Annotated in this window: 10 protein-coding genes; 8 read left to right on the top strand and 2 right to left on the bottom strand. The window is 58.6% G+C overall.

All coding sequences use genetic code 11. From position 1 onward, the window contains the following. On the bottom strand, positions 1–764 hold a 764-nt coding region (locus E5W70_RS29100; RefSeq protein ID WP_292664743.1), incomplete at its 3' end, for a sugar phosphate isomerase/epimerase. A 352-nt stretch (positions 765–1,116) separates the two neighbouring features. Here E5W70_RS29100 and E5W70_RS29095 point away from each other — a divergent pair. From E5W70_RS29095 to pcaF, 5 genes are all read left to right on the top strand, one after another. Then, positions 1,117–1,404: a YciI family protein gene (locus E5W70_RS29095; protein ID WP_292664742.1), complete on the top strand. Its 288-nt coding sequence runs from the start codon at positions 1,117–1,119 to the stop codon at positions 1,402–1,404. A gap of 16 nt (positions 1,405–1,420) precedes the next feature. Next, positions 1,421–2,479, top strand: a complete 1,059-nt coding sequence (locus E5W70_RS29090) for a maleylacetate reductase (protein WP_292664741.1) — start codon at positions 1,421–1,423, stop codon at positions 2,477–2,479. Between the two features lie 61 nt (positions 2,480–2,540). Further along, positions 2,541–3,275 carry a 3-oxoacid CoA-transferase subunit A gene (locus E5W70_RS29085; RefSeq protein ID WP_292664740.1) on the top strand — a complete coding sequence of 245 codons (735 nt, stop codon included), beginning with the start codon at positions 2,541–2,543 and terminating at the stop codon, positions 3,273–3,275. After that, positions 3,272–3,940: a 3-oxoacid CoA-transferase subunit B gene (locus E5W70_RS29080; RefSeq protein WP_292664739.1), complete on the top strand. Its 669-nt coding sequence runs from the start codon at positions 3,272–3,274 to the stop codon at positions 3,938–3,940. Before E5W70_RS29085 ends, E5W70_RS29080 begins: the two co-directional genes overlap by 4 nt. A 1-nt stretch (position 3,941) precedes the next feature. Continuing rightward, positions 3,942–5,141: a 3-oxoadipyl-CoA thiolase gene (gene pcaF / locus E5W70_RS29075; protein ID WP_292664738.1), complete on the top strand. Its 1,200-nt coding sequence runs from the start codon at positions 3,942–3,944 to the stop codon at positions 5,139–5,141. 50 nt (positions 5,142–5,191) lie between these two features. Here pcaF and E5W70_RS29070 read toward each other — a convergent pair whose 3' ends face one another. Next, positions 5,192–6,106, bottom strand: coding sequence for a LysR family transcriptional regulator (locus E5W70_RS29070; protein WP_292664737.1), 915 nt, complete (start codon positions 6,104–6,106; stop codon positions 5,192–5,194). A gap of 107 nt (positions 6,107–6,213) precedes the next feature. Between E5W70_RS29070 and E5W70_RS29065 the strand changes: the two genes are divergently transcribed. The 3 genes from E5W70_RS29065 to E5W70_RS29055 all read left to right on the top strand — a co-directional run bounded on the left by E5W70_RS29065 (position 6,214) and on the right by E5W70_RS29055 (position 8,276). Further along, complete coding sequence (locus tag E5W70_RS29065) at positions 6,214–6,603, top strand: Dabb family protein (RefSeq protein WP_292664736.1); 390 nt, start codon at positions 6,214–6,216, stop codon at positions 6,601–6,603. Positions 6,604–6,669: 66 nt separating this feature from the next. Next, entirely contained in the window at positions 6,670–7,452 is a 783-nt protein-coding gene (locus tag E5W70_RS29060; RefSeq protein ID WP_292664735.1) for an SDR family oxidoreductase, read from the top strand. 23 nt (positions 7,453–7,475) lie between these two features. After that, positions 7,476–8,276 carry an SDR family oxidoreductase gene (locus E5W70_RS29055; RefSeq protein WP_292664734.1) on the top strand — a complete coding sequence of 267 codons (801 nt, stop codon included), beginning with the start codon at positions 7,476–7,478 and terminating at the stop codon, positions 8,274–8,276. Positions 8,277–8,356 lie beyond the last annotated feature (80 nt).

Raw genomic sequence — 8,356 nt, 5'->3', positions numbered from 1 at the left:
CCGTAGACACCTTTGTAACCAGCGGCTCGAATTTCTCGCAAGAACGCCGGCACATCGAGCTCTCCCTCCCCACAGAGTTCACGATGGTGGATGGTGTCTTCCCAGAGGTCGTCAACCGGCGGCACTTTGAGGGCGTCATCGACCTCTACCGCTTTGATGAAGCGCATCGGGATCTTGCGGATGTCGCTGAACGGGATCCCTCCGCGTGCCAGGTGCCAGATGTCGACAAGCAGGCCGCCGTTCGGTTGGTCTGCTTCGCTGACAATGGCGAGGCCAGTCTCGATCGTGCGAACGTTCGACCAAGGCATGATCTCCAACACGATATCCGCGCCGTAGACCGCCGCCTCTTGGCACAGTTTTGCGAACTCAGCAGCCATAAGCGGAACGTCCGCAGTCTGTTCGTGAAAGCCGGGACCGATCTTGATATCCCGCATACCGAGCTCTGCGGCGACATCGAACAACTGGCGGCGGAATTTGTCCGACTCCTTGCGCTTCTCGTCGTTGCGATACCAGTTCAGCAAGAACTCGATCTCGAGATATTTCATCCCGTTTGCCTTCAGGATGCGCTTCATTTCCGCAAAGCCAATCTTGCTCTGCGTGGCCATCGTGTCCTCGTAGTGAAGTCCGAAGCCCTTAAAGCCGGCCCGCGCTGCCGCCTCCACCCTGTCCTTGAATGGAAACGGGCTTATCTCGACTGGGGCAAGAGGGTAAACGTCGCCTGAAAGGGCGAAATACGAGATCAAGAGTTCGACGTCTTCAGCCACGATCTTTGCTATCCTATCAGTCATGAGCGCGCGCCCCGGCCACTCTCATCAAGTCAATATCATGCCATTTGGCGAAAGAAAGTGACCTGTTGAAGAAACACTGTTGCAGCCACCGCAATAAGCTTTCGCTTTCGGGCATCCCGAAGAACGCTCGCTAAATCTGGGCGTAGCCCCGAGACACAATCAGCTGCTTCAAAGTGTTTTGCGCTGGGCGCAAGACTGTTTCCCGATGGCTCGCCTTTATCCCGCCCGCTGGGAATGGCATGAATCGCGTATGTGGGCGACGGCATACGCGTCAATTCTATCCACCCAGGGATTATCAGCACGCCGATCGAAAATCGGGAGATACACGTTGCTTTTTGCCGTCCACTGCCTTGACCATGCAGATGCACTTCCGCGGCGTCTCGCAAATTACGACGCACACAAGGCCCATCTTGCGAGCGGCTCCATTGCGACAGTGATTTCTGGACCGTTGGTCGCGGAGCACGGTGTGACCATGATCGGGTCACTCTTCGTTTTCTCGGCCAACAGTATCGATGACGTAAAGGCCTTCAATGCTGCAGATCCATTCGCCTCGGCCAATGTTTGGGAGAGCGTGAACATCCATCCCTTCCTGATGCGTGTGGACAACCGCCTCTGACGCGAAAGGAACGACAATGAAGACCTTCGTCTATAACGGCCAACCCGCTCGAGTGATCTTCGGCTCCGGGACGATCTCGACGCTGCCGGAAGAGGTCCAACGGATGGGTTTGCAACGCGTTCTCGTGCTGGCGACCCCGCCGCAGGAGGCCGATGCTTTACGCCTTGCCGAGTCCATCGGCGAGCGGGCGGCCGGTGTCTATACAAAGGCGACAATGCACACGCCTGTTTCGGTTACGGAAGACGCGATGCGCATGGTGGCCGATCTCAATGTCGACGGGCTGGTTGCAGTTGGAGGCGGTTCAACTACGGGGCTCGCCAAAGCAATCGCGCTGCGGACCGACTTGCCGCAGATCGTAGCCCCAACAACCTATGCCGGCTCGGAGATGACGCCGATCCTGGGTGAAACCAAGGACGGCGCGAAGATTACTCAGTCGAGCCCGAAGGTTCTGCCAGAGGTTGTCATCTATGACGTGGAACTCACGATGACACTTCCCGCCGCTATGTCCGGAACAAGCGGCATGAACGCGATCGCTCACGCGGTTGAGGCTCTTTATGCGCGGGAAAGGAACCCTGTAGTCAGCTTGATGGCGAAAGAAGGGATTGGTGCTCTTGCTGACTCTTTGCCGGTCATTGCGCAACGGCCACAGGATCCGGAGGCGCGGTGGAAAGCGCTCTATGGCGCCTGGCTCTGTGGCATATGTCTTGGCTCGGTTGGAATGGCGCTGCATCACAAGCTCTGCCACACTTTGGGAGGCACCTTTGACCTGCCACATGCGGAGACCCACACGATCGTGTTGCCGCATGCGCTAGCCTACAACGCTCCTGCCATTCCGACAGTGATCGACAATTTGCGTGCCGTCCTGAAGGCCGATCCCGCGATGGCGCTCTATGACCTCGCCGGACAGATTGGGGCCAAACGTGCACTTTCGGACATCGGTATGCCGCAGAGCGGGATCGACATCGCAACGGACCGTGCGCTCGCAAATCCTTATTGGAATCCCCGTGCCCTGGAGCGCGAGCCAATCAGGGAACTGATCGCCCGGGCTTATGCCGGAGAACCACCGCAGGCTTGAACATTGTGGGCGGATACTTCCTCGCCTTCGCGGGAGTAAGGCCGGTCCAAGAGGAGTTGGTATGGACAAGACTATCGCGTCTCTTCGCGAAGCGGTGAGTGGTATTGAAGACGGTATGACGGTGATGATCGGCGGCTTCGGAGGGTCCGGGGCACCAATCGAGCTGATCCACGCCTTGATTGACCGTTTCGTGCAAACCGGTCATCCGACGAACTTGACGGTCGTGAACAACAACGCTGGCAACGGGCATGTTGGGCTCGCGGCCCTAATCGAGCAGGGAATGGTTTCCAAGCTGATCTGCTCGTTTCCGAGGTCGGCCGATCCGCGCGTGTTCACGGACCTGTATTTGGCCGGCAAGATCGAACTCGAACTCGTGCCGCAGGGGACACTCGCCGAACGCATTCGTGCGGGAGGCGCCGGCATCCCCGCATTCTATACGCCTACAGGATACGGAACGGACCTTGCGAAGGGCAAGCCGGTCGAGGAGTTTGAAGGCCGCCCTTACATCAGGGAGCGTTGGCTGAAAGCCGACTTCGCATTGGTGAAAGCGCATCTTGGCGACACGTTTGGCAATCTCACCTTCAACAAAGCCGCGCGCAATTTTAATCCTCTGATGTGTATGGCAGCCCAGACGACGATAGCCCAGGTGTCCGGCATTGTTCGTCCCGGAGATATCGACCCAGAGACCGTTGTGACCCCCGGCATCTTTGTGCAAGGCCTCGTGGAGGTCGCGGAGCCGGCGCAAGAGGAGGCGCTTAACCGGGCAAATGCCGTCTATCCGGAGTTTGTCCAATGAACAAGTTGAACCCCACTCAGATCGCGTGGCGCGCTGCCCAGGACATAGCTGATGGCGCATACGTGAACCTCGGCATAGGGCTCCCTGAGCTCGTCGCGCGCTTCCAGCCGCCCGGACGACAAGCGATCTTTCATACCGAGAATGGAATCCTGGCTTTCGGCGAAGCTCCTTCAGCCGGACAAGAGGACTGGGATCTGATCAACGCTGGTAAGAAGGCAGTGACGCTGAACCCAGGGACCGCCTTCTTCCATCATGCCGACAGCTTCGCAATGGTTCGTGGCGGCCATCTGGATGTCGCTATCCTCGGTGCCTACGAAGTGGCTGAAAATGGCGATCTTGCAAATTGGTCGACCGGGCCAAAAGGCGTGCCTGCCGTCGGTGGGGCCATGGATCTAGTCCACGGCGCCAAACGGGTAGCAGTGATTACAGGCCACATCACGAAGGACGGTAAGGCCAAGCTCGTCAAGCGATGCACTCTGCCGCTCACCGGCGTCCAGTGCGTGACACGCATCTACACCAGCCTGGCGTTGATGGACATCGAGGACGAGCACTTCGTGCTTCGTGAAAAACTGTCCTCCATTTCAATCGACGAATTGCAAGCGCTGACTGGCGCTGAATTGCACGTTGTCGGCGCGGTTGCCGACCTTATCGTTCCGGATGTTTGACATGAGCGAAGCGTTTATCTGCGACTACATCCGCACGCCGATCGGCCGCTTCGGCGGCATGCTTTCGTCGGTGCGAGCTGACGACCTCGGAGCCGTTCCGCTGAGGGAACTGATGAAGCGGCACGCGTCCCTCGACTGGCAAGCGGTGGATGAGGTGATATTCGGCTGCGCAAACCAGGCTGGCGAAGACAATCGCAACGTCGCCAGAATGTCGTTGCTGTTAGCCGGACTACCTGAAACGGTGCCTGGAACGACGATGAACCGCCTCTGCGGCTCAGGCATGGATGCTCTGATTACCGCGGCCCGCGCTATCAAGGCAGGGGAAGCAGACCTCGTGATCGCAGGGGGCGTCGAATCCATGTCGCGGGCGCCCTTCGTATTGCCCAAAGCAGAAACGGCATTCTCTCGACATGCAGAGGTCCACGACACGACTATCGGTTGGCGCTTCGTGAATCCAGCCATGGTGGCGCGCTACGGTGTCGATTCGATGCCGCAGACTGGCCAGAACGTTGCGAATGATTTCGGGGTCAGCCGGCAGGATCAAGACCTGTTTGCGCTCGCTTCTCAGAACAAGGCGGCAAACGCTCAGTCGAACGGGCGACTGGCACGTGAAATCATCCCTGTTGTCGTTCCTCAGCGCAAGGGTGATCCACTTATCGTCGACCGTGACGAACACCCACGTGCCACGACCTTCGAAACGCTTTCCAAGCTCAAGCCGCTCTTCGACGGTGGCAGCGTCACAGCTGGCAACTCTTCAGGAGTAAACGACGGCGCAGCGGCCTTGATCATTGCAACCGAGGCTGCGGCCAAGAAGAATGGATTGACCCCGCTTGCACGCATCGTCGCCGGCGCTACCGCAGGCGTTCCACCGCGGATTATGGGCATCGGGCCGGCACCCGCATCTCAGAAGTTGATGAGCCGTTTGGGCTTGGTAGCGGATGATTTCGACGTCATCGAACTCAACGAGGCTTTTGCCTCGCAAGGTCTGGCGACGCTTCGTGAGCTAGGGGTAGCTGCGAATGATGATCGGGTTAACCGCAATGGCGGTGCGATCGCACTTGGTCATCCCTTGGGCATGTCGGGCGCCCGCATTGCCGGCACGGCCGCAATCGAAATGTCGCTGTCGGGCGGCAGGCGCGCACTCGCTACCATGTGCGTCGGTGTCGGACAGGGAATCGCGGTGGCACTGGAGAGAGCATAGGCAAATGCCGCCAATGCCACCGTTTGTGCGATCGTGCGAGCCGAGACTGCTTAGCTCGTCCAGATTTTTTCGTAGTTGCCGACGCGGAAGCTTTCGACCAGGAAATCTATGAACAATCGGGTTCGTGTCGGGAGCATGACCTTCGTAGGGAACGCAATATTCATGGTAAGGCGTGGCAAGTCCCAATCGTCCAGAACCCTGACGAGCCGCTCAGCGTCAAGATCGGCCTGTATGATGTAGGCTGGCTGGGCCAGAATTCCCAAGCCGTTTCGTGCCGCCACACAGATCAACTGGCCATCATTTGCATTGATGATGCCGTCCACGTCGACTCTGACCTGGTCATCGCCCTTGCGGAAATTGAATTGGTTCCAGTTATCGGCGAGTGTGTAGAGAATGAGATCGTGCTGGGCCAAATCACTGGGATGGCGGGGAGTGCCGCGACGCTCCAAGTAGGCGGGAGATGCCGCTAAAAGACGCCGCGTCTCGGCAAGGCGCCTGATTGTGATGGAACTGTCCGCTTCGACACGGCGCGTTCTGATTGCGAGATCGAGGCCATTCTCGACGATATCATAGTATCGGTTTGAGGACACGATATCGATAATGACGTTAGGGTATCGATCGCGAAACTGCTGCACGACAGGCATCAGATGCAGCAGGGAGAATGAAAGAGAGGCTCCGACCCGCAGTCGACCATTCGGGCTAGCCGCTTTCGCTGACACGCTCGCTTCGGCGTCGAGGAGGCTGTGTATGATTTCCCGTGCTTGCCCATAAAACTGCTCACCTTCGCTCGTGAGACTCAATTGGCGGGTGGATCGCTGCACGAGGCGAACGCCAAGGCGTGTCTCCAAGTTCATCAGGTAGCGGCTTACGCTCGAAACAGACATTTCGAGCGCCTCTCCGGCTCGAGTTAGGCTCGCTTCTTCCGCGATCCTTACGAACACGTCCAATTCGGTCCAGCGGTCCATTTTTGCGCCCAGCGGGAAGGTGTTTTCTCGATGGCAGTCTTTATCGTCTCTACGGCAAATGCAATTCCTGCTGACGATATCAGTTGTCACACGCCTGAGAGGATCGGATGGGTCTCCCCAGCATTGAAAACCGAACTGTTGGCGACTGTATAAAGCACATCGTCATGTGGAACGTTGCCGGCGCAAATGAGAAAGAGAAGGATCACGTTGCGGCCGCAATAAAGTCGAGGTTCGAGGGCCTTAGGCGCGTCATTCCTGGGCTCCTCCACCTGGAGATTGGTGTGGATTTCAGCCGGGTATCCTACGCCTGCGATGTGGTCCTATATTCCGAGTTCAGCAGCAAGGAAGCACTTGCTGCATACGCCAGCCACCCAGCTCATTTGAAAGTCCGAGATGAGTTGGAGGGCATGCGCATCGCCAGGCACCAGGTTGACTACGTCCAGGACGTAGAAGCAGTCGCCTCGTCGTCTGGGCGCGCGCTCCCGAGCGCTGTGTAATCGCATACCGCCGTCGGATAGGCCTGAACCCTACGCGATCGCCGTTTCAAGATTGGAGGACACCCAATGCCAACGGTCACTTTCGGATTGCCCGACGTAGTCGTCGTTACTGGCACGGGGTCCGGCCTTGGAAGTGAGATCGCGACTTTGCTGCTGGATTGTGGGTCGAAGGTCGTCGGAGTGGATCTGACGTCGTCCGCATTGTCTGATCGTGAAGGCTACGCCCAGGTTACGGGTTCAGTTTCCAGCCAGACCACCTGGGCGAAGGTGCAAGACGCCATAAATTCCGCCGGCTCCGGGAAGCTGGGTCTAGTTACCTCGGCAGGGATCCTGGACACGGGTTTCATACCGGACACAACCCCAGAGATTATTGCGCGTGCGATGGACGTGAACGTCACGGGCACTGCGCTTGCAATGGCCACGTTGATCCCGCTGATGCAGAGGAGAGGCGGCTCAGTCGTGGCGGTGGCATCGGTAAATGCGGGATTGGCTGAGCAGCAATTGGCTGTCTACAACGCAACCAAAGCTGCGGTAAGGCAACTTGCTCGAACTGCAGCCCTCGACCATGCCCGCGCCGGCGTTCGCATCAACGTTCTCAGCCCCGGTCCTATGATGGCTGGACTGTTCAAACGCCACCTGGAATCCGCCACCGATGGCGACAAATTCCTGGCGACCCGCTCGAACAGGCAGCCGGAGGGGAAGATTCTGGAGGCGGTCGAGGTCGCTCGGGCAGCGCTGTTCCTGTTGTCTGATGGCGCCCACGCAATCTTGGGTGCAGACCTGATCGCAGACGGTGGCCTGACTGCTGGCTTTGATTTTCGCACGGGAGCCGAAGGGGCTTCAGTCTGACCGGCCCATAGGGAGGAAGAGCAATGGAAACTGGTCTCAAGGGTAAAGTCGCCTTTATCACTGGCGGTGCGAACGGAATTGGTCGATCGACGGCCCTGGCGTTCGCGAAGGAGGGTGCGCACGTCGGCATCCTGGACATTGATGAGGCCGAAATGCAGAAGGTAGCCGAGGCAGCCAAGGCTCTCGGGGTCACGGTGCACACCGCGGCAGGAGACCTTTCGACCGCGCGCGGCGTATCCAACGGCATGGACAAGTTGCTCGCCGCCTTTGGCGACCGTATCGATATTCTGGTGAACAATGTCGGATCGGGGGCGATCCGCTCCTTCGACGACGTAGATGATGCCGCTTGGGACGCCACCCTGGCCCTGAATTTCATGAGCTACGTCCGCGCCATTCGCAAAGTATTGCCAATCCTTCGCGAAAAGGGTGGCGTGATCATCAACAACGCATCGGATCTCGCCCGCCAACCCGAACCGGTGCCGATCGATTATTCGGTGTCGAAGGCCGCAGTGCTTGCACTGACCAAGGCGCTTGCTCGCGCGGAAGGCCCCAGGATCCGCGTCAACGCGGTGGCGCCAGGTCCCATCTGGACGCCGTTCTGGACGAAGCCAGGCGGGTTCGCCGAGACCATGGGCAAGTATCACAAGATGGAGCCGCAAGCCGCCGTAGAGCATGAGATGAAGCTTCGCCAGCTGCCGCTCCAGCGGCTTGGCGATCCCGACGAGGTCGCAAACGTCCTCGTGTTCCTCGCTTCCGACCTTGCAAGCTTCGTGACTTCGGCGGTCTGGGGCGTCGATGGAGGATCGATCCGGTCGATTGTTTGACGGATGTAGCCGGGAGCGTTCTACGCGCAGCCAAGTTGCTTGAACGAAGGCTCCGCACCTCGGCGAACTCAGTGAAGGAT

The organism is Mesorhizobium sp. (assembly GCF_005063415.1).
Lineage (GTDB): Bacteria > Pseudomonadota > Alphaproteobacteria > Rhizobiales > Rhizobiaceae > Mesorhizobium.
This window is presented reverse-complemented; position numbering and strand designations above follow the sequence as displayed.

Coding starts and splice junctions, on each gene's coding strand:
- E5W70_RS29090 (WP_292664741.1), top strand. CDS start 1,421: ATGAAGACCTTCGTCTATAACGGCCAACCCGCTCGAGTGATCTTCGGC.
- E5W70_RS29085 (WP_292664740.1), top strand. CDS start 2,541: ATGGACAAGACTATCGCGTCTCTTCGCGAAGCGGTGAGTGGTATTGAA.
- E5W70_RS29080 (WP_292664739.1), top strand. CDS start 3,272: ATGAACAAGTTGAACCCCACTCAGATCGCGTGGCGCGCTGCCCAGGAC.
- pcaF (WP_292664738.1), top strand. CDS start 3,942: ATGAGCGAAGCGTTTATCTGCGACTACATCCGCACGCCGATCGGCCGC.
- E5W70_RS29070 (WP_292664737.1), bottom strand. CDS start 6,106: ATGGACCGCTGGACCGAATTGGACGTGTTCGTAAGGATCGCGGAAGAA.
- E5W70_RS29065 (WP_292664736.1), top strand. CDS start 6,214: ATGGGTCTCCCCAGCATTGAAAACCGAACTGTTGGCGACTGTATAAAG.
- E5W70_RS29060 (WP_292664735.1), top strand. CDS start 6,670: ATGCCAACGGTCACTTTCGGATTGCCCGACGTAGTCGTCGTTACTGGC.
- E5W70_RS29055 (WP_292664734.1), top strand. CDS start 7,476: ATGGAAACTGGTCTCAAGGGTAAAGTCGCCTTTATCACTGGCGGTGCG.